Below are 25,157 nucleotides of genomic sequence, written 5' to 3' on the forward strand. Positions count from 1 at the left end.
CAATGCCGATGGCTGCGCTATACTTGCGGCGATGAAAATCCTGCGGACACTTCTCGTCTTGCTGCTGTGTGTGATGCTGCCCCTCAGTGGGCTGGCAGCAAGCGGCACGACTGGAGCGTGTCCAATGGAATCCGCCATGACCGGCGACACCGCCGCCATGTCGGCTGATATGCCCGGCTGCGATTCGGCAAGCCCCATGTCCGGTGAACACGCCAAGTCGAAGGTATCGCTGTGCAAGGTGAGCGCCCAGTGTCAGATGGGCAGCCTCTATCACCCCGTTTCTTCTCCCACCGTGACTCGACCCGCCGGGTCGTTTGTTCCCGTCAGCTTCCACTACGCACAGTCGCTCTCCATCCGCGAGCCGGATGGCCTCTGGCGTCCACCGCAGTACCTCTAACTCCATCGTTCTGGTTCGCCGCTTTTACGCGGTGATGTCGTCCCGTTTCGGGATGTGAGTTCGTGTGTCCGCTCGCGCGGCTACACACGGCTCGACCATTCGAGGTTAGACCATGCTTTCCATCATCGGCACGCCGGCATCCCGGCGCGCCTGGGCTAGCTCGTGCGCCGTCTTCCTTGCGTTCGGCCTGCTGGCTGGCCGCGCGGCGCATGCCCAAGACGCGGGCTTGACGCTCGACGAGGCACTTCAAATAGCCACTAGTCGCTCGTCCTCGATCCAGGCTGCGCAAGCCTCGGTTCGGGGAAGTTCGGACGTGGTTGTCAAAGCCGGGCAATTGCCCAATCCCACGTTGAATCTGAGTGTCCAGGACCTGCCTGTCAATGGACCCAATGCCTTCACGATCGGCCAGGACAATTTCACGATGCGTGGCATCGGCATCCAGCAGGAGTGGGTTTCTCCTGCAAAGCGCCGGCTGCAAACAACGCTGGCCGATCGTGCCGTGGAGCGCGACAAATCGACGTACCTCGAAAAGGTGGCGGAGGTTCGTCAGCAAGTGGCGATGGCCTGGCTCAACGCCATGTACGCAAAGAAAGCCGTCGCGCTGAGTCAGGCGCTGGTCGACCATCTGAGCCAGGAGCTCGCCGCAAAACAGGTGTCGTACCGTGGCGCAAAAGGGGCGGCGATCGATGTCGCCCAGGCGAGCCTGACGCTTGGCAATGCGCGTGATGAACTGATCAGCGCCCAGCAGGACGAGAAGACCGCGTTGATCACGCTGTCGCGCTGGACGGGCGCGGGCAATGTGATCGAAGTGGGCGGCACGCCGCCGGCACTCCAGTCACACGTATCGGGTTTAAGCGTCGAACAGCTTGTTCAGGTTCAGCCTTCGTTGATCGCGGCCCGTGCAGCCATTTCGCTGGCCGATGCCGACACGGACGTTACCCGAAGCAACCGAAGCCCGAACTGGACCTGGGGGCTGACCTACTTCAAGAGCGGTGGCAAGTTCCCGGACTACGTGTCGGTCGGTGTTTCCATCCCTTTGCCGATCCATCGCGGGAACGTCGAAGACCGCGACGTCGAGCAAAAGTCCGAAATGGGTACGCAGGCGCGGCTCGTTTATGAAGACACCGAGCGGCAGGTGGTCGCGGATATCCAGAGTCTGACGGCAAAGCTCGCCAGCGGGCGGGGGCGTCTAGCCAACGCCAGACAAACCGTTCTTCCCGCGGCCGAACAAAAAGTGCAACTGGCCAATGCCGCTTACCGGTCGGGTACCGGCACGCTCTCCGATGCGTTGGACGCGAGACACACACAGCTCGAAGCGGACCTTCAGGTGTTGAACCTTGAACGGGACGTTTCCCTCGTCTGGGCGCAGCTCGAATACCAGGTTTTGCCGCCCGACCTGACCTCCGCCCAGTAAAGAGAAAAAACATGAACCAGAAACTGATCGTACGCGCCGTGGCGGCAGTGTTCACTGCAGCCGCGCTTATAGGCGCCGGCTATGTGGCCGGCAGCCATCGTGCCGCAACAGGTACACCCATGGCGTCAGCCACAGCCGCGACTGCATCCGCAGCCGGAGTCAAGATCGACCCGAAAACTGGCCGCAACGTGCTCTATTGGCACGATCCGATGGTGCCGAACCAGCACTTCGACAAGCCCGGCAAATCACCCTTCATGAACATGGAGCTTCAGCCCGTCTTCGCGGACGAAGGGAGTTCCAGCGGTATGAAGGTCGACTCGACGCTGCAACAGAATCTCGGCATCCGATACGCGACGGTGGTCCGGCAGGACGCCTCTGAAAGTTTCGACGCGATCGGAACCACCCAGTTCGATGAGTCGATGGCCGATGTCGTCCAGTCGCGGGTGACGGGTTATATCTATCACCTATACGCGAGCGCGCCAATGCAACGTGTCGTGAAGGGCGCGCCGATTGCATCGCTCTTCGTGCCCGACTGGTTGGCGCCTCAGGAAGAGTATCTGGCGCTCAAACGCGGGGGCATGGATGCCGGCCTGCTTGCCGCCGCACGTGCACGCATGCGGGCGCTGTCGATTCCGGTCGGGCTGATTGCCAGCCTCGACCGAACCGGAAAAGCGCAGACCCATGTCACGCTATTCGCCCAGCAAGCCGGCGTGCTGACGGAACTCAATGTTCGCGATGGTGCGATGGTGTCGCCTGGACAAACGCTCGCCAAGATCGCGGGTCTGTCGAAGCTGTGGCTGATCGTTGAGATACCCGAGTCGCTCGCATTGCAGGTGCGGCCCGGCATGATGGTCGACGCGACGTTCGCCGGCGACGCTTCGCACCACTTTAGCGGCCACATCCGTGAAATCCTGCCGGGCATCAGTCCGGACAGCCGGACGCTGCAGGCGCGCCTCGAAATCGACAACGCAGGACTGAAGCTGACCCCCGGGATGCTGATGCGCGCACGGGTCAGTGGAGCGAAACCGGTCTCGCGGCTGCTTGTGCCGTCCGAAGCGGTCATCACGACCGGCAAGCGCTCGATCGTCATTGTCAGGAATAGCGACGGCCGGTTGCAGCCTGTCCAGGTTGCGATCGGCCACGATAGCGGCGACGGCACCGAGGTCACGAGCGGGTTGACTGAAGGCCAGCAGGTCGTCGCATCGGGCCAGTTCCTGATCGACTCGGAAGCAAGCCTGAGGTCCGTGCTGCCGAAACTCGAAGGAAGCGCGGCACCGGCTGCGTCGGCCTCGACTTCCGGTCCTGCTCCTGCCTCCGCGCCCGCTGCCGCGCAAACCTACGAAACGACCGGCAAGGTCGAAAAAGTCACCAGCAGCGACATCACGTTCTCACATCAACCCGTGCCGGCGCTAGGCTGGGGTGCGATGACCATGACCTTCGGCAAGCCGTCTCCGACGGCCTTTCCGGACGTCAAGGTCGGCGAGTCCGTGCATTTCGTTTTCAAGCCGTCCGACGACGGCTACCAGTTGACGCAGGTCCAACCGGCCGGAGGCGCGAAATGATTGCACGCGTCATTCGCTGGTCGATTTACAACCGGTTCCTCGTGCTGCTCGCGACAGTGCTCGTCACCGCATGGGGCGTTTATTCGCTGACTCAAACGCCGGTCGACGCATTGCCGGATCTGTCCGACACGCAGGTCATCATCAAGGCATCGTATCCCGGCAAGGCACCGCAAGTCGTCGAAGACCAGGTGACGTATCCGCTCACGACGACCCTGCTGGGGGTGCCGGGCGCCACCACCATCCGCGCCTATTCGTCGTTCGGGGACGCGTTCGTCTACGTGCTATTCGATGACAGGACGGACCCGTATTGGGCCCGCTCGCGCGTGCTCGAATATCTCAACCAGGTGCAGAGCCGTTTGCCGCAGGGCGCGACTGTCTCACTCGGGCCCGATGCCACGGGCGTTGGCTGGGTCTACGAATACGCACTGGTCGACCGCACCGGCAAACACGACCTTGGCCAGCTTCGCGCCTTGAACGACTGGTTTCTGAAGTTCGAGTTGAAATCGGTACCGGACGTTTCGGAGGTCGCCAGCATCGGCGGCATGGTGCGGCAATACCAGGTCGTTCTGGATCCGGACAAGCTGCGCGCCTACGGCATCACACAGGCCAGCGTCGCGGATGCCATCGGCAAGGCGAACCAGGAATCCGGTGGTTCCGTGGTCGAACTGGCCGAGTCCGAGTACATGGTCAGATCGTCGGGATATCTGCGCTCGCTCGACGATTTCCGCCACATCGTGCTGCGCACGAACGGCACTGGAACCCCCGTCTTGCTTGGCGACGTCGCACGCATTCAGATCGGACCTGAAATGCGCCGCGGCATTGCCGAACTGAACGGTGAAGGCGAAGTGGCCGGCGGTGTGATCGTGATGCGCTCAGGCAAGAATGCGCTGACGACCATCGACGCGGTCAAGGCCAGGCTCGCCGGCCTGAAGCAGTCCCTGCCGCCGGGCGTCCAGATCGTGACGACCTATGACCGCTCGCAGCTCATCGAGCGCGCAGTCGACAACCTCAGGGACAAGCTCATCGAGGAGTTCATCATCGTCGGCCTGGTCTGCGCGGTGTTCCTGTTCCACTTGCGTAGCGCGTTCGTTGCGATCCTGTCGCTGCCGCTCGGCGTGTTGACCGCATTTATCGTGATGCGCTACCAGGGCGTCAACGCGAACCTGATGTCATTGGGCGGCATTGCGATCGCGATTGGCGCGATGATCGATGCAGCGATCGTGATGATCGAGAACGCCCACAAACATCTGGAGGCGTACGACCACACGCACCCCGATACGCCGATCACGACTGCCCGGCGGTGGGAGTTGATCGCACAGTCGGCCGCCGAAGTCGGCCCGGCGCTGTTCTTTTCGCTGCTGATCATCACGCTGTCGTTCATTCCGGTGTTTTCGCTCGAAGGCCAGGAAGGGAAGCTGTTTGCGCCATTGGCGTTCACGAAGACCTACACCATTGCCGCTGCCGCCGGCTTGTCCGTCACGCTCGTGCCCGTGCTGATGGGCTATCTGATCCGTGGCCGGATTCCGCATGAGAACGCCAATCCGATCAACCGTGTGTTGATCCGGCTTTATCGTCCTGTGCTCGAAGCGACGTTGCGCCGGCCGTGGATCGCAATCGGGCTGGCAGTGCTGGCGCTTGCCATCACGTTGATTCCCGTGTCGCGGCTCGGCGGCGAATTCATGCCGCCGCTCGACGAAGGGGATCTGCTTTACATGCCGACCGCGTTGCCCGGCATCTCCGCGGACAAAGCCGCCGAGCTTCTCCAGCAGACGGATCGCCTCATCAAGACGGTTCCGGAAGTGAAAAGCGTATTCGGCAAATCGGGACGCGCCGACACGGCGACCGATCCTGCGCCGTTCGAGATGTTCGAGACCACCATCCAGTTCAAGCCGCGCAGCGAATGGCGGGCTGGGATGACACCCGAGAAGCTGGTGGATGAACTCGACGCGCGGGTGAAGATTCCGGGGCTGTCGAATGTTTGGGTGCCGCCGATTCGCAATCGCCTGGACATGCTGTCGACCGGGATCAAGACGCCCGTCGGAGTGAAAATCTCCGGCGCGGACCTGGGGCAGATCGACAAGATCGCCACGCAGGTCGAGTCCGTCCTGAAGAACGTGCCAGGCGTCACGTCGGCGTTGGCCGAACGCCTGAACGGCGGTCATTACATCGACGTCGATATCGACCGGCTCGCGGCCGCCCGCTATGGACTGTCCGTGACGGACATCCAGTCCATCGTGTCGACTGCCGTGGGCGGCGATAACGTCGGCGAGGTGATCGCGGGCCGTGAACGCTTTCCGATCAACATCCGCTATCCGCGGGAGATCAGGGACTCCGTCGACAACCTGCGCCAGTTGCCGGTCGTCACGGATCGCGGCGCGCAGATCACGCTGGGCGATGTGGCGACGATCAGGATCTCGGATGGACCGCCAATGATCCGTAGCGAGAACGCCCGGCTATCAGGCTACGTCTACGTCGACATTCGCGATACGGATTTGCAATCGGCGGTGAAAGCGATGCAGGTCGCGGTTGCGCGGCATGTTGTCCTGCCGCCCGGCTATTCGATCGCCTGGTCGGGTCAGTTCGAGTATCTGGAGCGGGCGGCCGCGAAGTTGCGAACGGTGATTCCGGTAACGCTCGCGGTCATTTTTGTGCTGCTGTTCCTGACGTTCAACTCGGCGGCCGATGCCTTATTGCTGATGTCGACGGTGCCGTTTGCGCTGGTCGGCGGGTTCTGGTTGATCTGGCTTCTCGGGCACGCGGTCTCCGTTGCGACGGCGGTGGGATTCATCGCGTTGTCGGGCGTGGCGGCCGAATTCGGTGTCGTGATGCTGCTTTACCTGAAGGGCGCGCTTAACCACCGCCTCGACGCGGGCGAGCCCTTTACCGAGGCGACCCTGGTCGACGCCATCCGCGAAGGCGCGGTCTTGCGTGTGCGGCCCAAGGCGATGACGGTCGCGGTTGTCCTGGCGGGCCTCATTCCGATCATGCTGGGCCACGGCTCCGGCTCCGAAGTCATGCAGCGCATCGCCGCGCCGATGGTTGGCGGCATGGTGACCGCGCCGCTCCTGTCCATGCTCATCATTCCCGCCGCCTGGCTGTTGCTGCAACGCCGCCGCGTTGCGCGCATGAAAGCCACCACGCAAGAAGCGCTGCAATCCCACGTAGCACCCACTGGCACGCTTGTTCCGCAAACTCACTCTGGAGAAAACCAATGAAGAAGTTGATCACTTTGACGGCTGCGTTCTGCACCGGTCTTACGCTCGCCGGCGCGGCGATAGCGGCGGACGACATGGCCGGCATGAAAATGGGCAATGGCGCGATGGATGCCGGGACACCGAACAACGCAGCGCTCACCGATGCGGTCATCAAAAAGGTGGATCCGTCCACCGGCATGGTGACGCTTCAGCACGGCGAGCTGAAGAACATCGGCATGTCGGCGATGACCATGGCTTACAAGGCCAAGGATGCGGCGATGGTCAAACAGGCCAAGGCGGGTGAGAAGGTCACGGTTCGCGTTGAAAACGTAGATGGCACGCTGACCATCGTGAAGCTTATGAAACAGTAACGGTTCGCGGTTGCGCAGCGATGCGTCGGCGCCTTGTCCTATCGCAAACGCATTGCTGTGTCAGTGCCGACGCCGGTCCGTTGGCTGATGGAGGCGGGCCATGAGGAAGTCATGGCTTGTCTCCAGGTTTGCCGCGCACGAGCGACTCCGGATGGCGCTCCAGATAGTCGGCCAACGCGTTCAGCGATTGCAGCGTGCGGGTCAATTCCTGCAGCGCCTGGTGCACGTCCGACTGCAACGGCGAATCCTGCTGCAAAGTCGCCTCGGCCGAGCCGAGGGTCTGCCGCGCGGCAGCGAGCGTATCGCGCGCCTGCGGCACGACTTCGTTGTTCAGCCGATTGAACAGCGCGTCGGCGTTTTTCAGCGACGTGTTCAGATTCGAGCCGATCTGATCGAACGGAATCCGGTCGAGCTTCTTCGCGATGTCGGCCACCTGGGTCTGCAGCGCGTCGAGCGTGTTCGGGATGGTCGGCAATTGGACCGGTTCGCTATTGGCGTCGAACTTGACGGGCGCGGCGTTCGGGAAGAAGTCGAGCGCAATGTACAACTGGCCCGTGAGCAGGTTGCCGGTGCGCAACTGGCCACGCAGGCCGCGCTTGACGAGACGCTCCAGCAGGTCGTGGCCGGCCGCCGTACCCGCCTCGGGCATCGCCGTGCCACGGGAACGCCGCCGCAGCCGGTCCGGGTACAGATCCAGCGTCACCGGCATGACGAAGCTGCGCGCGTCCGGATCGTATTCGACGCCGATGTCCGTCACCTGGCCAAGCACGATGCCGCGGAAGTCGACCAGCGCGCCCACCGACAGTCCACGCAGCGACTGGTTGAAGGTCATTACCGCGCGCACTGGTGCGCGGTCCGGCGCGCGCATGGCGTCCACCTCGTCGGCGGCGAGCCGGAATTCGGTTTTCTCCGCGGCCGGCGTGCCCATTTGCTGACCAGGCGGCGTCTGGAATGCGAGACCGCCGACCAGAATCGCCGCAAGCGACTGCGTGTTGACGACGAAGCCGGCCGAATCGAGCCGCACATTGACGCCGCTCGCATGCCACCAGCGCGAATTGGTGCCGACGTACTGGTCGTACGGCGCGGCGACGAACACCTGCATCGTCACGCCCGTGCCGTCCTTGTCGAGCGAAATGCCATACACCTGGCCCACCTGCACGCGCCGGTAGAAAATCGGCGAGCCGATGTCGATCGAGCCGAGCGAATCGCCATGCAGCGTGAAGCGATGGCCTTTCTGATCGGTGGTGATGGGCGGCGGCGTCTCCAGTCCGACGAACTCGGTTTGCGTTTCCGTGGAGCGGCCGACGTCCACGCCGATATACGCGCCCGAGAGCAGCGTGCCGATGCCCGACACGCCGGTGGCGCCCACGCGGGGGCGAACTACCCAGAAGCGTGTGTCCTTGACCGCGAAGCTCTCCGCCTGCTTTGTGAGTTGTACGGCGATCTGTACGTGCGTCCGATCCTTCGACAGCGTGATCGACTTCACCGAACCGATTTCGACGTCCTTGTACTTGACCTGGGTCTTGCCGGGTTCGAGGCCTTCGGCATTGTCGAAGACGATCGTGATCGCCGGACCGCGCTCAGTGACCGACTTGATGACCAGCGCGATACCGATCAACGCCGCGATCAGCGGAACGACCCAGACGAGCGAGGGCAGCCAGCTGCGGCGCGGCGCGATGTCGGGATCGGGCAGGTCGGGCGGCAGGGCGGGTCCTTGCGGGCTACTCATGGCGGGGCTCCGAGGCGTGGCTGGGCGCGGCCTCGCTGCGGTTCGCCGCGCGCGTACCGGATCGCGCCGCAGGCGGGCAAGACCTTCGAGATTGAGCCGCTGACCGTTACCGTGTACCCCGGCGGCATGACAGGACCGGCGCAGGTGACGACGCCCGCGTTGAAACTCGTCGCGACCTTGCCGCCAGGCGCTGAAGGCATGACCACCTTTTTCGCCGCGCCCAAACTCACCGTCGAACAGAAAATCGAACCGGCGCCGGGGCACCTCGCCGTCGGCGCGCCGCTCACGCGCACGATTACTCAGCGCGCCGCGGGCACCGAGTCGATGCTGATTCCGCCCGCAATACTCGCCGACGTGGCCGGCCTCAAGCGCTACGCGAAACCCGCGGCGACGCGCAACATCGTCGAGGACCGCGCCGGACTCGTCGCCGGTGAGCGGACCGACAGCGCGAGCTACGTCGCCGATCGCAAGGGCAACTACAATCTGCCGCCCGTGACGATCGAATGGTGGAACACGACGACGCGGCGCAAGGAAAAGATCGTCCTGCCGGCGGTGCGTTTCTCGGCCGCCGCGGTACGGGAAAAGCCGCTATTCGAGCTACCCGTCGACGCCATGCGTGAAGGCATGCCGCATCGACTCGTCGTGATTCATGCGCGGCAGGTCATTGTCGGCTGTGCCGTCGTGCTGGGCATGATCCTGTTGATTGCCCTGCGTGCACGTGTCGCGTCTTTCGTGCGGCGTAGCGAACGTGCGGTGAGTGATGTGCGAAAACGCTGGCTGGCAAGCGACGCGCTTGCCTGGCGCAAGCTCGCAATGGCCGCGCGCAAGGGCGAGTGGCGGCGGACCATTCCGGCCTTGTATGCGTGGATGGATAGAGGAGGCGACTTCGGTCGTCCCGCGCGCTTCGAGAACATCGATGCGACCGGCGATCAGGATGCCGCGAGTTTGATCGCCGCGGTCGAATCGAACTATGCGGGCGACGATGCGCGGCGTCGTCCTCGATGGAAAGAGATCGGCGCGGTTCTACGCCGGAGTGCAAATCGGGCGAGGACGAAGCGCAAGGACGACACCTTGCCAGGACCGCTGAATCGTTATTAGGATTTGCCGAACGCGCACCCTCGACCCCGAACCGCCAGCGCCCATGGGTCACGACGCAGAACGAAAGATGGCATCGACTGCCCGCGTCCTTTCCTCCGTCGCAGACCTGCTATATCAAATGGTTGCAGTGGCGGCGCGACGGCCTTATGTCGAGGATTGCCGAGCAACTGGGCTTGAAGGAAGTTTTATCGACGGACGAGGAAGCGGGCAGCGAGTAAGCCTCGTCCGGTTCGCGAAGCCGCGTGCGTGCTGAAAGCCTAACGTTTCTCACGCACCACGTAGTTCGCCGCGCTCGACCCGTATTTGCGCTCGATATCCTCGGGCAGCAGAAATTCCGTTTCGAGTTTGTCGATCATCGGATAGCCCATCAGGTCGGTAATATCGTCGATGCCCACCAGCAGATCGGGCCGGTCGTGCACCGTGCCGTTCTGCGCGCCGTCGCGAAACAGTTCGAGCGCGCGCATCATGCCCATGATCGCGGCCGCCGGCAACATCCGCGCGACGGTGACGCGTTTTACGCCGAGCTCCTGCAAACGGCGCACGGGGATCAGCGGCGTGGTGGGCCGCGAGCGAATGCCGAAGCCCATGTTGATGCTGACGGGCGCGTTGACGCCGTCGACGAATTTTTTGATCTGCTCTTCCGATGCGATCGCATCGGGATAGACCATGTCCGCGCCGGCGGCCACATACAGTTTCGCGCGTTCGATCGCGGCATCGATACCTTCGACAGCAATTGCATCCGTGCGCGCATTGATCACGAAGCCGGAATCGGATTTCGCCTTCACCGCGGCTTCGATCTTCTTGGCCATTTCCCGTGCGTCGATCACTTCCTTGCCGCGCATGTGGCCGCAACGCTTCGGGCTGACCTGATCCTCGATATTCACGCCGACCACGCCGGCTTCCTCGAACAACTGCACGGTGTGATACACCGACACCGGATTGCCATAGCCGGTGTCCGCATCGGCCATCAGCGGCAGCGAGACGGAACGCGCCAGCCAGTGGCATGCATCGACATTTTCCGTGAGCGTCATGATGCCGATGTCAGGCTGGCTCAGGCGCGAGTTGGCCAGCCCCGCGCCGGTCGTCGAGGCCGCCTTGAAACCCATCTTCTCGATCACTCTCGCGCTGTAGCCGTCGTAGACGCCCGGTGAAATGATGATCTCACCGGAATTCAGAAGCGCTCGCATCTGCTGGATTTTCGTGCTGCCCATATGCCACTCTCCACGTTTGGAAAACGCGCGGCTATACGGCTATTCGAAGCCGTATAGCCGCGCGGGATTGATGCCGAGAATCATGTCGCGGGTGCCGCCCTCGGGCGCCCACTCGCCGACGAGGCCGAGCAGTACGCCCATATTGGGCATCACGCCGTGATAGGACGAGTGCGGCCAGTCGCTGCCCCACACCAGGCGGTCAGGCCGCGCCGCCACGAGTGCTTTGGCGAACGGCAGCACGGCGGCATAGGGGGAAATGTCGTCGCCGAGGCGAAACGGCGCGGATAGTTTGACCCAGCATCGGCCGCTTTCCATGAGCGTCAGCAGCGCTTTGAAACCCGGCTGATCGAGGCCGTCCTGAACGACGATGCGCGCGAAATGATCGAGCACGACAGGCACCGGCAAACGCGCGAGGCGAGGGCCGATCTCCGGGAGGTCACGCGCATCGAGATGCAATTGCACGTGCCAGCCGAGCGGCGCCACGCGCCTTGCCATTGCGTCCAGATCGTCGAGACCCGAGCGCGTATGCAGACGCACGCCGCGGAATCCGGCAGCGTCGAGACGCCGCAACTCCGCGTCGCTCACGTCCGGTTTCAATTGCGCAATGCCGCGCCATGCGCCGGACGATGTGTTGAGCACGTCTAGTGTGATCCGATTGTCGTCATAGACAGTCGGCTGGACGATCACCGCGCGCGTGACGCCGAGCTTCGCGAGCAGTGCGCGATATTCGTCGAGGCCGACAGGCGCGGGCGTATAGCGCCGCTTATCGCGGTACGGATACCGTTCAGGCGGCCCGTAGATGTGCGCATGACAATCGCATGCGCCCGGCGGCAAGACGAACGGTAGCGCAACCGGCGAGGCATCCGGCGACTGGCAGACCGGCGGTTCATCCGTTGATGCGTGGTGGCGATCTTTGGGCAAATCGGTCATGTCAAGCTCCGCGCCAGGGTTGGCAGTCACGGCCGTTTTTCGTACGCGGCATGCTCGTATTTCTGCTGATATTGTTCCGGTGTCAGATAGCGCTGTTCGATGCGTTCGAGCTCCGCGATCCCGACCAGATCGTTGAGTTCCTCGAACGACACGACGAGGTCGGGGCGCTCGATCACATCACCGCTCGCTACCGACTCCTTCAGCGTAGCAATCGCGTTCTTCATGCCCTGAATGGCCGCCGCCGTCAGCAAGCGCGGATAGACCACCACGGCCACGCCCAACTCCTGCAATCGCCGCGCGGAAATCAACGGCGTGGTGGAGCGCTGGCGAATGCCGAATCCCATGTTGACGCAAACCGGCTTGGAGACATTCTTGACGACCGTCGTAATATGATCCGTGGCCAGCAGCGCGTCGGCGAACAGCAGGTCCGCGCCGGCTTCGGCGTACATATTCAACCGCTTGATGACTTCGTCGATGCCATGCGTGGCGAGCGAGTCGGTCCGCGACATGATGAGGAGCTCCGGATCCAGCCGCGCTTCCGCTGCGGCGCGGATTTTTTCCGCGCCTTCCTCGGCGGAGATCACCTGTTTGCCTTTCATATGGCCGCAGCGTTTCGGCCAGACCTGATCTTCGATCATCACGCCAGCGAGGCCCGCGCCGTCGAACGCGCGAACCGTGAAATGCACGTTGACCGCGTTGCCGTAGCCGGTGTCGGCGTCGGCAATCAGCGGCTGCTCGCAACAGGAGGCGAGCGCGCGCGTGACGCGCAGGTTTTCCTCGAGTCCCATGATGCCCTGATCGGCCCAGCCAAGACTGGCTTCACTCACGCCGGCGCCGGTCACAAAGCCCGCGGCGAATCCGGATGCGCCGAGCAGTCTCGTGCTGTAACCATCGAACACGCCCGGCATCACCAGGATTTCAGGGGCGGCAATCAATTCACGCAGCTTGCTTCTCTTGCTCATCGTTTCCTCCAGGCAATACGAACCGGCAATGGCTGCTCACGCTGCGCGTCACTTCGTAATGAAAAGCTCTTTGCGCCAGCGGTCCTTGTGAATGCCGATCACGTCTATCTGATCGACGTAGTAGAGAATCTTGCCTTCGAGCGTGGCGGGGAATTTCGGCGCCTGAGGCGAATGCGTCAGCAGCACGTGCACGATTTCATCGGGAATGCCGTTGCGCAAGGCCAGATGCGCGGCCCAGAAGGCGTGCGGATACTGTTTGCCGATATCGGTCGCGACGACCTTGCCTTCCGCGTCCGGTGCGAACTCGACCACTTTGCTCGCGTCCTGCAACACGGCCGCCGCGATCAGATAATCGCGATTCACCTTGATGCCGTGGTGGCGTTCGAACAGATCGGCGACCGACATCGCCATCTCCAGCACGCACTGGTTATGGGGCAGAGTCGGATAAGGAATTTCAGTCGATGTCGGAACCTCCGCGATCCGCTTCCAGGGGCTCATCTCCCACAGCGTCTCCCATGTGGCAATGACGGCCTTGCGCAGCGTCGCGTCGCTAATGTCGGCGACCTGGGGAAACATCGCCACGACATCGATCGGTTCTTTCGATTGACTCATTGTGTGCTCCATTGCGTCCTCTTCTGTTTGACACCTATCTGCCCTACGATACGGCGCCTCGGCTTGCTCGAGCAGGAACCGTGCGATCGGAATTGCCTCGCGCTGCACAGCAGCATGCGCGACCGATGCACTGGGTGAACGCGAGGTCGGTCGCGGCATGATTGACCGGGCGTTGCGAGAGACGCTGCAGTTCTTGCCGGCGCGATGAAGTGACTGTCACGCAATGCCGATGTAAGGCTGTGGCGCGCGTGACGTGCGAGGGGGTCTCCGTTTAGTGGTTCGCCGTCTTGCGTCTGAGGCGGCTGCGTTGTGTTGCAACCAATATAGAGCAAGCGCCCGCAACGCGGAAATACCAAAACGATGACACGTACATAGCCCAATCCTATGGTTCGCTCACGCTACTGCGGCAGCGAGAGACCATATTGATCGTGCTGCTCGATAAGCCTTGTAAACAGTGCTTTGATCGCCAGTTCCGCAATGCGGATGCCGTGTGTGACCGGACGGTGAACCGCCGTCGCGAGCACGAGCCGCGTGTGCAATTGCGGCCTCGCGAGCGCCCGCGCGCGCAGCGTAGCCGCAGCCAGTTCGCTGAGCACGGCGGGTTTCGCGAGTACCGTGCAGGCGAGGCCGGCGACCACCATTTCCTTGAGCAGTTCGAGCGTGTCGACTTCGTACTGCACGTCGAGCGTCACGCCTTCCTTGCCGGCCGCGTATTCGAGCGTGCGGCGCAGGCCGTGGTTGCGCGTCGGCAAAACCAGCGGTATTTGCGCAACGCCCGCGAGCGTCGTCTCGTCAGGTATCGCGAAGTTCGTGGCGGCGGCCGGCGTGACGAGGAACAACTCCGCGGCCGCCAACGGATCGACCGCGACGGTGGACGAGCGGCGGGCGTCGTGCAGAATCGCCATGTCGAGGCGGCCGTCGATCAGCCACTCGTGCACATAGCCGCTATAGCCCGATACCACGTTCACCTGTAGATTGGGATGTGTCTCGCGCAAACCGGCGATCAACCGCATGCCGATCAGATTGCACACGGTCGGCGTCAAGCCGACGGTAACGAGTCCATGCGGCGAGTCGCGTTCCGACTGGAGATCCGCTGGAATCGCAGCCAACTGGCGCACGAGCGGACTCGCGCGTTCGATCAGTGCGAGGCCTTCCGGCGTCAGCGAAATGCCGCGGCCGTGGCGGTAGAGTAGACGCAGTCCGCATTCCTCTTCGAGCTTCTGGATCTGCCGGCCCAACGCAGGTTGCGCGATGCCCAGCACAGTGGCGGCTTTCGAAAAACTGCCGAATGCGGACACCTGCATCAGCAATTCGAGTCGTCTCAGATCCATTCTGACGCTCCTGCTTTTTTGCGGCATAGCTGCTATGCCCGATAAACCGATTGTGAGGCGCGCACAAAATTTTGATAATAGTGCTCTACCCGGGCATCCGGCGGCATTGCCCGCGAGCATGTCGCCGTGTATTGCCGTTGTATTGCCGTGTCTGGAACACACAGAAGGAGTTGCACGATGAGTTCAAGCAAATCATCCCCCATTCCCGCGACATTGATACCGGGCGACGGCATCGGCCCGGAAATCACCGCTGCCACAGTCAAGGTACTCGACGCATTAGGCGCGCCCTTTGCGTGGGACATTCAGCACGCGGGCATGGCCGGAATCGAACGTGGCGGCGAACCATTGCCGGAGACGACGCTCGACAGCATTCGTCGCACGAGGCTCGCGTTGAAAGGGCCGTTGACCACACCCGTAGGCGGAGGATTTCGCTCCGTCAATGTGCGGCTGCGCGAGGCGTTTTCGCTTTACGCCAATCTCCGGCCGGTGCGCACCATCGTGCCGGGGCGCTATGACGATATCGATATCGTGCTGGTGCGCGAGAACATCGGGGGGCTTTATGTGGCGCACGAACATTACATTCCGATAGGTGACGATCCGCATGGCGTCGCCGTTCTGACGGGAATGAACACGCGCGAAGGTTGCCGGCGCATCGCGCAATACGCGTTCGATTACGCGGTCAAGCATGGACGCAAAAAAATCACCGTGGTTCACAAGGCGAATGTGCTGAAGGCGTTGACCGGTCTTTTTCTCGAGACGGCGCGAGAGGTTGCGAGCGATTACGAGGGCAGGGTGGCCGTCGACGATCGCATCGTCGACGCCTGTGCGATGCAGCTCGTGTTGAATCCTTGGCAGTTCGACATGCTGCTGTGCACGAATCTGTTCGGCGATATTCTCTCGGACGAACTCGCGGGACTGGTCGGCGGACTCGGCCTCGCGCCCGGCGCGAATATCGGCGCCGACGCCGCCATTTTCGAAGCCGTGCACGGCTCGGCGCCGGATATCGCCGGGCGCGGCATTGCCAATCCTGTCTCGCAGATGCTGGCCGCGGGCCTGATGCTCGAACACGTCGGCGCGGGCGATCTCGCGCAGCGCCTCAATCAGGCGATCAGACAGACGCTCAACGACGACAACGTGCGCACGCCCGATCTGGGCGGGCATGCATCGACGGCGGTATTTACGGACGCACTGATCGCGCGGCTCGGTTGAGCGGGGCCGCGAGGATATCGCTGCCGCTTCCATTGCGACGGGCGTTGCCGCCCGGCGCAGGAACCGGCAGCGATCGGCGCGTCAATGCTTCACTTCGAGATCTTCCAGACTGATGTTGGTCGTATCCACGGCGACGATCGCGGCAACGAGCGCACAGGCAAACCACGCCGCGGCGCCGATGCCGATCAACCAGCTATGCCCCGCACCGATCCCCAGCAGGAACGACGCGACGAGCGGCGCGAAAAAACCGCCCAACCGGCTGAGCGCGAAGCTGATGCCGGCGCCGCGCGCCCGAATGCCCGTCGGATAGATTTCAGCCTCATACGTATGCAGCAACGGGCCGTTGATGAAGATCATGGCCTCGGTGAGAAAGCCGAACAGCACGATCATGTAGGTCGAGTCGGCCAGCAGAAAACACAGGCCGAAGATCATATTCAGCACATACGCGAACGCCATGCCCCATTTGCGCTGGATCTTGTCCGTAATGTAGACGGAGACCAGACATCCGACCGGGTACGCGATCTGGATGACGGCGGTGTAGGTCAGCGCGTGCACGATCGAATAGCCGCGCGAGTAAAGGAAGAACGGCACGAACGTGGCAAAGCCGTATGCACCGAATCCCTGTAGCAGTTCGATTCCCCACGCACTCATGGTTCTGCGGAGATAGGCGCGCGACAGCAGCAGGCTGATCGGCGATACGCCGCTCTCGATTTCGTATTCCGTTTTCGGCGGGGGCGGCAGCATCACGAGGTTCTTTTCGCGCATGACGCGGCGCTCGATTTTATCCATCACGTCGTCGGCTTCGTCGCGCCGGCCCATGCGTTCCAGCCAGCGCGGCGACTCGGGCAAGCCCATCCGCAGCAGAAGCGATGAAAAGCCGCCGAGCGCCGCGAGCAGCAATGCGATGCGAAATCCTGGTAGCGGCAAGTCATTCAGCGGCACGAGCAGCATCGAGGCGAAACCGCCCACCGTGCCGCCGAGAAAACCGATCGTCAGCGCGAAGCTCGACATTTTGCCGCGCGCTCGCGCGGGCGACAGTTCCTGCACGTAGGTCGTCGACAACGGCAATTCCGCGCCGGTGCCGATGCCCGCAATAAACAGCGCGATCAGCAATACCGTGGCATTCGGTGAGAACGCGGCGAGCAGCGCGCCGGTCGCGAGAATGCACAGGTCGAGCGTGAAGGCACCGCGCCGGCCGATCTTGTCGGCCACCGTGCTCAAGCCGACCGCACCCACGAACGTGCCGAAAAAAAGCGCCAGCGGCAATTCGGTGGCGAGATGCGGCTGCCCGAGGTAAGCGAAAAAATGCGCGGAAATGGGCCCAACTGAAAATAGCATGTACGAATCCCAGAACGTGCCAAGCGAAATCAACAGAATCGATAAGCGCAGGTAGTTCGATTCGGGAAGGCGCTCGATTCGCGCGGCGATGGGAATGCGCAGGTTGGTTGTCATGGTGCATCCTTGTGTCCGTTGGGACTGCGCACGTTCATTGCGCGCGGGCGTCACGCGCAAACGTGGGAGAAAGCGGCTGAGGTCGGCGGCTTGGACCGCGCGCGGAGTGAGTTTCATCAGAACTTGTGGCGAAAGCCGAGCGACACGACGGTCTGACTATTGCTGTTCGACGCGGTGACCTGATTGATCGCCGCGACCGCCGGCTTGCCGGTCGAGTCTACTCCCGAGGCGTGTTGATAAACGCCGACCAGATACACATCGGTTCGCTTCGAAAGAAAGTAGTCCACGCCGAGCGTGCCCTGGTGGTACTGGGCCGCATCTGCACCGTTCACCGAACTACCTCGCGTGTAGTCGTATTCGAGCCCGACCAGCAGGCTGGCCAGCACCTGGTACTTGAAACTGAGTTCGACGTTATTGAATGTCACTTCGCCGCCGAGGTGGCGTGGATTCGGGCCGCTTTGCGCGGTATTGCCGAGGCCCATGAATTTGGTGTTCGAATAGGTTGCGCCGAGTGTGGCGGCGCCGATCGTGTAATTGCCGCCGGCGCCGATCACCTGATAGGTGTTCGCCGACGCGTAACCGCTGTACACAGGGCTCGTGATCGAATTGGCCGCCGGCGTGGCCGTGCCCGTCGTGCTGTTGCCGAAGAAACTGACGTTCGGATTTCGCACGTTGAGATACGCGGCGCCGAGCGCGAGCGGTCCGTTCGTATAGCCGGCGCCGAGCGACCACACCTGATTCTGCGTGACGTTGCCCGCCACGCCGCCGAGACTGTACAGACCGCCGAACGTGATGCCGTCGTAGTTCGCGCTCGCGTACTTGACCGAGTTGTTGGTGCGCTGGCTATTGTCGAAGTTATCGAGGTCGCCGGGGTGCGAACCGATCGTGCCGCCCCACTGGTCGCCCACCGTCAGCGGCCCGATATAGTCGACCACCGAATCATATTGACGTCCCAGCGTGACGGAGCCGAAGCGCGTGGACGTCAACCCGACGTAGGCCTGCCGGCCGAACATCAGGCCGCCCTGGCCCAGTTTGCCGGTGCCGAGATCGAAGCCGTTCTCCAACCTGAAGATGGCGCTCAGGCCGCCGCCGAGATCTTCCGAGCCACGAAACCCCCAACGGCTGCCACCCTGCGCGGCCGTGGTCAGGTTGTACAGGTGCTTGCCTCCTGCGTTGCTGTTGTATTCGGGCCCTTCGTCGATCATTCCGTACAGCGTGAGGCTCGACTGGGCGAAAGCGGATGGCGCGGTTGCGGCAATGATTGCCAGCAGTCCCGCCGTGGACATCATCTTCATGTTGTCTCCTTGCGTCTCTGTAGTTGTAGGGTGATAACCGCAATCAGTGCTCCTGGTTGAGCGCCATCGACGGCACGCTCGAAAGTGGCTGAACGGATTCGATGCTCGACATGACTTCGATGAAATAGGGCCGCTGTGCCGCGAGACCACGTTTGACGGCTGCGTCGATTTCGTCTGAAGCCGTGACGCGCTCGGCGTCGATGCCGAACGCGCCGGCAATCAGGGTGAAATCCGGATTGGTCAGCGTGGTGCCGATATGCCGTCCCGGATAGGTGCGATCCTGGTGAACGCGGATCGATCCGTAGCAGTTGTTGTTGGAGAGAATGAAGAGGATCGGCAAGCGGCGCGCCACTGCGGCAATCATCTCGTTGCCGGTCATGGCAAAGCCGCCGTCGCCGACGAGGCAGATCGTTTTTTGCGCCGGCAAGCGGAGCTGCGTCGCAATGGCGGCCGGCGTGCCGTAACCCATTGCGCCGGACAGCGGTGACATCAGGCGTTGCGGATAGCGAAAAGGAAAATGGCGGTACACGGGCGCGGCGAACGTGCCGGCGTCGACGCAGATCACGGCATCCACGGGGGCATGCTCCGCCAGTGAGCGAACGACGTCGACGAATCGCACGCCAGCGCCAGTGTCGCCGTTGCTATCGCCAGGTTCGACGGTGCGGTGCGGCCATTGGGCGATGTGCGTGGCGATGCCTCGCAAGCGCATAGACCATCGTTGCGAACGCGCTGGTGAACGATGCACACCAACGAGCGCATCGGCAAGCGCCACGGGATCGCACACGACACCGATATCCGGCGCCACATGCAGGCCGACGGCGTGGCCGTCCGCGTGGCAATGCACGAATGTCTGCGCCGCGCGCGGCGGCTCCGGGAAGCGATAACCCTGTGTCGTGATATCGCCGAGCCGCGTGCCGAGTGCGAGCACGAAGTCGCTCGACTCGAAGGCTTCGATCTGCTCCGCCGGATTGGCCAATCCCAGATCGCCCGCATACAGCGGATGCCGGTTGGGGAAAATGTCCTGGCGTCGAAACGACACCGCGACCGGAACGTCGTACGTTTGCGCGAACCTCAGCAGCGACTCGCGCCCGCGCGGCGCCTCGAACGCGCCACCGGCGATGATGAGTGGCCGCTGCGCCTGTTCGAGCAGAAGGGCGATACGTTCGAGCGTTGCGTCGGAGGGGATTGTCGCTACGGCAGGCGGCACCTGCCATGCATCCGACTCGACCTGCTGCTGTTGAATATCTTCGGGTACGACCAGCACGACGGCGCCGGGCGTGTCGGCCATTGCAATACGCAGCGCCTTGAACGCGGCGGTCGCCAACTGTTCCGGCTCCGTGACTTCCACGACCCATTTGGCGATCGACCCATACATCCTTTGATAGTCGATCTCCTGAAATGCTTCCTTGCGCAAATCCGCTTTGGGGATCTGTCCGACGATCAACAGCAGAGGAATGCCGTCCTGTTGCGCGGTATGCAAAGCAATCGACGCGTTGCTCGCGCCGGGTCCACGGCTGACCATGACGACGCCGGGACGGCGCGTCAGGCGTCCGTCCGCGCATGCCATGAAACCGGCGCCCGCTTCGTGGCGGCACGTCACCACGTCGATTTGCGGAAAGTCCGCGAGCGCATCGAGAATCCCCAGATAACTTTCACCGGGCACGAGAAAAACGCGATCGATTCCGTTTGCGGCGAGCACGGAAAGCAGGGCGTGGGATGAAGTCGTTGCGGTTGCAGGATTCATGAGCCGTAAATAGAAGTGGGCGAAAGGGGAGTCGACGAGTCCATTGTTGTTTTGATCGCCGTGCAGCATCAATTGGATCGACGGCATATCAGCTATGCCGCTATCGATGCTTTCTCTCTCGCGAAGAACGGTCTGCATTTCCTGTCGGGCGCCAGCGTGTCGGCGCGCTTGTGTGATGCCAATTGAAAGACTGTAGAAGAAGTGCGGTTTGCGTGGAAATACCAATTGAATGAGTCCATCATAGGCATAACCTCTGACCGTTAAACTCAGGATCACGAATCATGGATACCCGTCAGCTTCGGTACTTCGTTGCGATCGTCGATTGCGGCAGCATGGGCAAGGCCGCCGAGAAGCTGTATGTCGCGCAGCCTTCGCTGAGCCAGCAGATGAGCCGCCTCGAGGAGGAACTCGAAACGAAGCTGTTGATCAGAAGCCGGCAAGGCGTGGCGCCGACCGCCGCGGGCCAGTCGCTCTATCGTCATAGCCGGCTGGTATTGCGGCAAATGGAGGAACTCAAGCAGGAAGTGCGGGAGGGTGGAAATGCCGAAAGCGGCACCGTCGCCGTGGGTTTTCCGACCACCATGGCGTCGATTCTCGCCATGCCGCTATTCGCGCGCATTCAGGAGCGCTTTCCTCGCATCCGTTTGCAGTTCTTTGAAAGCATGAGTGGCTTTATCAGCGAACTACTCGCGAACGAACGCATCGATCTGGCCATTCTGTTTCGCGATGCGGACACGCTGGGCGTGACCGCGCTGCCGGTTCTCGAAGAACAGCTGTACGTATTCGGCGAGCCGGGCGGAGCAGTGGGCGCGCTTGCACAAACCTGCACCCTCGCGCAACTCAGCGGCGTGAAACTCGTGGCGCCCGGCATCTCGAACGGTTTGCGCCTGTTGCTCGAACGGGTGTTCGCGCGCGAGAACGTCGAGCTGAATATCGTCGCCGATATCGACTCGCTTCCCACGCTCATCTCCGTTGCGCAATCGGGCGCGGCGTGCACGATCCTGCCGGTGTCGGCATTGGCGCAACGCGATCCGGCAAGGCGCCCACGAGTGCGCAGGATCGTCGACCCGGCGTTGAAGCGCCCGGCGAGCGTCTGCTGGTCCAGCGCGACGCCGATGAACTCCGCGACTTCCGTGGTGTGTCAGACCATCGTCGATCTGATTCACGAACTGTCCGCGCAGGGCGAGTGGTCCGGCATCACGCTGCTCGACCCCGCCATGAATCATGCACGCGTCACCTCGCATCGCAGCGAAGAGGCGAATGTGTTTCGCCGGTTCGCTCATATGCGGTGAGCGCCTCGCGCGACGGCCTTCCATGAAGCCGCGCGTGCAAACTCCTATCACTTATCTTCAGGACGCCGGCGACTTCGCATGCTTATGATCCGCGCTCAAGTCCACGCCCGCGAGAATTTCCCGCTCGACATCTTCGAGCGTTTTGCGGCGCGTTTCCGGACCGACCGCGAGCACCAGCAGGCACAACAGCAGCAGCACGCTCGCCAGCATCACGAACACGGCGAACGAGCCAAAGCCATTCAGCACGAACAGCACGAAATACGGCATGATCGCGGCCGACACTCGCCCAACTGCGGTGGACGCGCCAAAGCCCGTGCCACGGATATCGGTCGGAAAGAGTTCGGGCAGGTAGACGGCGAGCACCGTATTCGCGGTGATCTGCACGAATAGCACTTCGAGAAAGCCGGTGGTGACGAGCAGCCAGGCCGGCGCATCGAGTGCGAACGCATAGCCGATGCCGACTGCGGCGGCCAGAAAAGACGCCGTCGCCACCACGGTCCGGCGCCCCAGCCGGTCGACGAGAAAAATCGGAATCAGCATGCCGATCGGCGCGCCCATTGCCATCACCGCGGAGTAGGTGAGCGAGTGCACGATCGACTGGCCACGATGCAGCAGCAGCGTCGGCACCCAGCCGATAAAACCGTACTGGCTCGCGAGGATCAGCGACACGATCGCAAAGCAGAACAGCGTGCGTCCGAGCCGATGGCGGCCGAACAGCGCGGTCCACGGCAACTCATTGCGCTCCGGCAGGAAGCTCGCCGGCGCGACGCGCGGCGCGTGCGCGTCGCCGGTATTTTCGAGCCACAGGGCGTCGAGCACCTCATGCATTTCCGCGGTGCGGCCCTGACGTTCGAGCCAGCGCGGCGATTCCGGCAGCGCCCGGCGCAGATACCAGACGATCAGTGCCGGCACCGCGCCGACCACGAACATCGCGCGCCAGCCGACAGCCGGCAGAAACCATGCGCCGACAAATGCGGACAGCGGCTGCGCGCAATTCACCAGCAGCCCGAGCGTCACGCCCCAGCGTCCGCGGCAATGCGCGGGCGTCATCTCGGCCATGATCGCGTAGCCCACCACCAGCTCGCCGCCCAGTCCGATCCCTGCGATGAAGCGCAAGATCACGACCAGCGTGAACGAGGGCGCCGCCGCGGTCGCGAGCGTCGCGAGGCTGAACAGCAGCAGATTGAACTGGTAGAGCGATTTGCGTCCGAAGCGATCGGTGAGCGTGCCGCTCATGACCGACCCGATCGCAAGCCCAAAGAAGGTGGCGAAGATGAATTGCGCAACGCCGCCGGTGCCGGTGAAGTTCGTGTGCACCATCGAAGCCACCACGCCCGATTGCATGAACAACTCGAACGCATCGATCAGCATGCCCGCGCCGAGCAGCCAGAACATCCGGCGGTGCGCCGCGCCGACAGGCATCCGTTCGATAGTTGCCTCTGCGATCGACATGGTGTCTTCCTCCAGAATTACGCGTCTCGTTCCCGAGTGTTTGAGGCTCCTAGCGGATCTACACCGGCCGTGTGCCGCGCAACTGGACGCGATGCATCAGGCGCCGCTGGCCGGGATAATCGTCGAGCGCGAGATGCTGGCAACAGCGGTTGTCCCAGAACGCAATCGAACCGGGAGCCCAGCGGAAGCGGCAGGTGAATTCGGGTCGCGTCGAGTGTTCGAACAGGAAGCGCAGCAACGGTGCGCTTTCGGCCACCGTCATATCCTCAAAACGTTCCGTATGCAGCGAATTGACAAACAGCGCTTTCTTGCCGGTCTCTGGGTGCGTCCTGATGACCGGATGCACCGCGGACAGCGTCGTATGGCTGCCGTAACCCTGGCCCTGCGCGAGTACGTCTTCGGCTTCGAGCGACGCGAGAATGTGGCCGTTCGCATGCACGGCGCGCAGACCGGCCAGCATAGTCTTCATGCCGTCGGAGAGGGTGTCGTACGCCATGTACTGATTCGCGAACAACGTGTCGCCGCCAACTGGCGGCAGGATCCGCGCGGCAAGCACCGAACCGAGCGGCGGAATCTCCAGGTGCGTGGTGTCGGAATGCCATTCCCAGCCGAACACGAGCGCGTCTTCCGGCTTCTTGTCGATGATCAGCAGTTCCGGCAGCGAGCCCGGATGCTGCCGGTGTGGCGGCAACACCGCAAGCTCACCGAAATAGCGGGCAAAGTGAGCAAGATCGTTATCCGATGCATCTTGCTCGCGGAAAAAGATCACGAGGTACTCATGAAACGCGCGCCGGATCTGTGCGACCGTTGAAGGATCCAGTTCGCCGGACAGATTGACGCCGAACACTTCGGCGCCCAGAGAACCGGCCAGCGGTCTGACGATGATGCTCGATGCCATGCGAGTCTCCTCCGCGATACACGTGACGAGCGCCTGTCAGCATGGCCGAGGCGCAGTCTCCCACGCTCGGCGCCGCCCGTTCAGAAAATTCCTTGCGTTCATGTATGTGAACGTCTATGCTTATTCATGAACTCAGAATAGGCGATGTGCAAACGCTGCGCAAGCGCGTTTGCCTTCCGTCCATGCGTGAATTCGGGTTTTCCTTAGGCTTTTTCGGGGGCGCAATGACGGTCGCGAACGATTCGGATGTCAAAAGCGCACGGCGCGTAGTCGAGATTTTTCAATTGTTCGCGGAACTCAAGCAGGCGGTGCCGCTCGCGTTGATCAGCAAGCGTCTCGAGTTCCCCAAGTCGAGCTGCCTCGCGTTGCTCAAGACGCTCGAATCGAACGGCTATCTGTATCGCGTGCACGATTCGGCGGACTACTATCCCACGCGCCGTATCTTCGACGAGGCGCGCGTCATCATCGACAACGATCCGCTGCTATCGCACGTGCGGCCGGTGTTGCAGGAGCTCTGCAACGAAACCGGCGAGACAGTGTTCCTCGCCACGCGCACCGGCCATCAGTCGCACTACCTCGAAGTCGTGCAGTCGGGTCAAACGCTGCGCTACGCGGCAACGGTCGGAGAAAAGCGGCCGCTGCATATCGGCGCCGCCGGGCAGGCGCTGCTCGGCGCGATGACCGACGACGCGCGCAACGCGTTGATCGAGGAACTCGAGTTCGAGCAATACGCGCCGAATACCGTGACCAGCAAGACGCGCTACAAGCGTCTGATCGAGCAGGGCAAGGAGCGCGGCTGGTTCGTGTCGATCGGCGGATATCAGTCGGAGATCGCCTCGATCGGGCATTACGTGTGGATCAATGGCGAGGCGTATGCGATCGTCGTCGGCGCGCCGACGCAGCGGGTCAAGGGCAACGAGATATCCATCGGCCGGGCGGTCGCCAAGTACTGCAAGAAGATTTCGAGCCGGACGTAGCGGACCGCGAGATCCGTCGAGCGCGCG

Annotated in this window: 20 protein-coding genes; 9 read left to right on the forward strand and 11 right to left on the reverse strand. The window is 62.6% G+C overall.

Annotation, left to right across the window (positions count from 1 at the left end; translation table 11 throughout):
* Window positions 1-31 precede the first annotated feature (31 nt).
* From P0D80_RS06485 to P0D80_RS06505, 5 genes are all read left to right on the forward strand, one after another.
* Window positions 32-397 carry a hypothetical protein gene (locus P0D80_RS06485; RefSeq protein WP_408282189.1) on the forward strand — a complete coding sequence of 122 codons (366 nt, stop codon included), beginning with the start codon at window positions 32-34 and terminating at the stop codon, window positions 395-397.
* Window positions 398-509: 112 nt separating this feature from the next.
* Window positions 510-1,811: a TolC family protein gene (locus P0D80_RS06490; RefSeq protein WP_408282191.1), complete on the forward strand. Its 1,302-nt coding sequence runs from the start codon at window positions 510-512 to the stop codon at window positions 1,809-1,811.
* A gap of 11 nt (window positions 1,812-1,822) precedes the next feature.
* Window positions 1,823-3,373 (forward strand): efflux RND transporter periplasmic adaptor subunit, encoded by a 1,551-nt coding sequence (locus P0D80_RS06495; protein ID WP_408282193.1) that lies wholly within the window; start codon window positions 1,823-1,825, stop codon window positions 3,371-3,373.
* The gene (locus P0D80_RS06500; protein ID WP_408282195.1) at window positions 3,370-6,588 is read left to right on the forward strand and encodes an efflux RND transporter permease subunit; all 3,219 of its coding nucleotides are present in this window, start codon (window positions 3,370-3,372) and stop codon (window positions 6,586-6,588) included. The genes P0D80_RS06495 and P0D80_RS06500 overlap by 4 nt, the downstream gene beginning before the upstream one ends.
* Window positions 6,585-6,938, forward strand: coding sequence for a copper-binding protein (locus P0D80_RS06505; RefSeq protein WP_408282198.1), 354 nt, complete (start codon window positions 6,585-6,587; stop codon window positions 6,936-6,938). Before P0D80_RS06500 ends, P0D80_RS06505 begins: the two co-directional genes overlap by 4 nt.
* A 109-nt stretch (window positions 6,939-7,047) precedes the next feature.
* On the opposite strand, the gene P0D80_RS06510 is transcribed toward P0D80_RS06505, so the two are convergent.
* Window positions 7,048-8,667: a PqiB family protein gene (locus P0D80_RS06510; RefSeq protein ID WP_408282199.1), complete on the reverse strand. Its 1,620-nt coding sequence runs from the start codon at window positions 8,665-8,667 to the stop codon at window positions 7,048-7,050.
* On the opposite strand from P0D80_RS06510, the gene P0D80_RS06515 reads away from it, so the two are divergent.
* Window positions 8,653-9,765, forward strand: coding sequence for a hypothetical protein (locus tag P0D80_RS06515; RefSeq protein ID WP_408282202.1), 1,113 nt, complete (start codon window positions 8,653-8,655; stop codon window positions 9,763-9,765). The genes P0D80_RS06510 and P0D80_RS06515 overlap by 15 nt on opposite strands.
* A gap of 257 nt (window positions 9,766-10,022) precedes the next feature.
* Here P0D80_RS06515 and P0D80_RS06520 read toward each other — a convergent pair whose 3' ends face one another.
* From P0D80_RS06520 to P0D80_RS06540, 5 genes are all read right to left on the reverse strand, one after another.
* Window positions 10,023-10,976, reverse strand: coding sequence for an isocitrate lyase/PEP mutase family protein (locus tag P0D80_RS06520; protein WP_132374409.1), 954 nt, complete (start codon window positions 10,974-10,976; stop codon window positions 10,023-10,025).
* 39 nt (window positions 10,977-11,015) lie between these two features.
* Window positions 11,016-11,906, reverse strand: coding sequence for an amidohydrolase family protein (locus P0D80_RS06525; protein WP_408282205.1), 891 nt, complete (start codon window positions 11,904-11,906; stop codon window positions 11,016-11,018).
* A 26-nt stretch (window positions 11,907-11,932) separates the two neighbouring features.
* Window positions 11,933-12,868 (reverse strand): isocitrate lyase/PEP mutase family protein, encoded by a 936-nt coding sequence (locus P0D80_RS06530; protein ID WP_408282206.1) that lies wholly within the window; start codon window positions 12,866-12,868, stop codon window positions 11,933-11,935.
* A 48-nt stretch (window positions 12,869-12,916) separates the two neighbouring features.
* Window positions 12,917-13,480 carry a hypothetical protein gene (locus tag P0D80_RS06535; protein WP_132374412.1) on the reverse strand — a complete coding sequence of 188 codons (564 nt, stop codon included), beginning with the start codon at window positions 13,478-13,480 and terminating at the stop codon, window positions 12,917-12,919.
* Between the two features lie 398 nt (window positions 13,481-13,878).
* The gene (locus tag P0D80_RS06540; protein ID WP_408282210.1) at window positions 13,879-14,811 is read right to left on the reverse strand and encodes a LysR family transcriptional regulator; all 933 of its coding nucleotides are present in this window, start codon (window positions 14,809-14,811) and stop codon (window positions 13,879-13,881) included.
* Window positions 14,812-14,988: 177 nt separating this feature from the next.
* Between P0D80_RS06540 and P0D80_RS06545 the strand changes: the two genes are divergently transcribed.
* Window positions 14,989-16,020: an isocitrate/isopropylmalate dehydrogenase family protein gene (locus tag P0D80_RS06545; RefSeq protein WP_408282212.1), complete on the forward strand. Its 1,032-nt coding sequence runs from the start codon at window positions 14,989-14,991 to the stop codon at window positions 16,018-16,020.
* An 81-nt stretch (window positions 16,021-16,101) separates the two neighbouring features.
* On the opposite strand, the gene P0D80_RS06550 is transcribed toward P0D80_RS06545, so the two are convergent.
* The 3 genes from P0D80_RS06550 to P0D80_RS06560 all read right to left on the reverse strand — a co-directional run bounded on the left by P0D80_RS06550 (window position 16,102) and on the right by P0D80_RS06560 (window position 20,649).
* The gene (locus P0D80_RS06550; protein ID WP_408176658.1) at window positions 16,102-17,472 is read right to left on the reverse strand and encodes an MFS transporter; all 1,371 of its coding nucleotides are present in this window, start codon (window positions 17,470-17,472) and stop codon (window positions 16,102-16,104) included.
* Window positions 17,473-17,588: 116 nt separating this feature from the next.
* Entirely contained in the window at window positions 17,589-18,761 is a 1,173-nt protein-coding gene (locus P0D80_RS06555; protein ID WP_408282490.1) for a porin, read from the reverse strand.
* 49 nt (window positions 18,762-18,810) lie between these two features.
* Window positions 18,811-20,649 (reverse strand): thiamine pyrophosphate-dependent enzyme, encoded by a 1,839-nt coding sequence (locus P0D80_RS06560; protein ID WP_408282215.1) that lies wholly within the window; start codon window positions 20,647-20,649, stop codon window positions 18,811-18,813.
* Window positions 20,650-20,792: 143 nt separating this feature from the next.
* On the opposite strand from P0D80_RS06560, the gene P0D80_RS06565 reads away from it, so the two are divergent.
* Window positions 20,793-21,803 carry a LysR substrate-binding domain-containing protein gene (locus P0D80_RS06565; protein WP_408176660.1) on the forward strand — a complete coding sequence of 337 codons (1,011 nt, stop codon included), beginning with the start codon at window positions 20,793-20,795 and terminating at the stop codon, window positions 21,801-21,803.
* 57 nt (window positions 21,804-21,860) lie between these two features.
* Here the strand turns inward: P0D80_RS06565 and P0D80_RS06570 are convergent, their stop codons facing one another.
* Both P0D80_RS06570 and P0D80_RS06575 read right to left on the reverse strand, forming a co-directional pair.
* Complete coding sequence (locus P0D80_RS06570; RefSeq protein ID WP_408282219.1) at window positions 21,861-23,255, reverse strand: MFS transporter; 1,395 nt, start codon at window positions 23,253-23,255, stop codon at window positions 21,861-21,863.
* 58 nt (window positions 23,256-23,313) lie between these two features.
* Window positions 23,314-24,153: a TauD/TfdA dioxygenase family protein gene (locus P0D80_RS06575; RefSeq protein WP_132374419.1), complete on the reverse strand. Its 840-nt coding sequence runs from the start codon at window positions 24,151-24,153 to the stop codon at window positions 23,314-23,316.
* Window positions 24,154-24,377: 224 nt separating this feature from the next.
* On the opposite strand from P0D80_RS06575, the gene P0D80_RS06580 reads away from it, so the two are divergent.
* Window positions 24,378-25,130 carry an IclR family transcriptional regulator gene (locus P0D80_RS06580; RefSeq protein WP_165923839.1) on the forward strand — a complete coding sequence of 251 codons (753 nt, stop codon included), beginning with the start codon at window positions 24,378-24,380 and terminating at the stop codon, window positions 25,128-25,130.
* The last annotated feature ends 27 nt before the right edge of the window (window positions 25,131-25,157 follow it).

The sequence above is a fragment of the Paraburkholderia sp. RL17-373-BIF-A genome, from assembly GCF_046030175.1.
Taxonomy (GTDB): Bacteria; Pseudomonadota; Gammaproteobacteria; order Burkholderiales; family Burkholderiaceae; genus Paraburkholderia.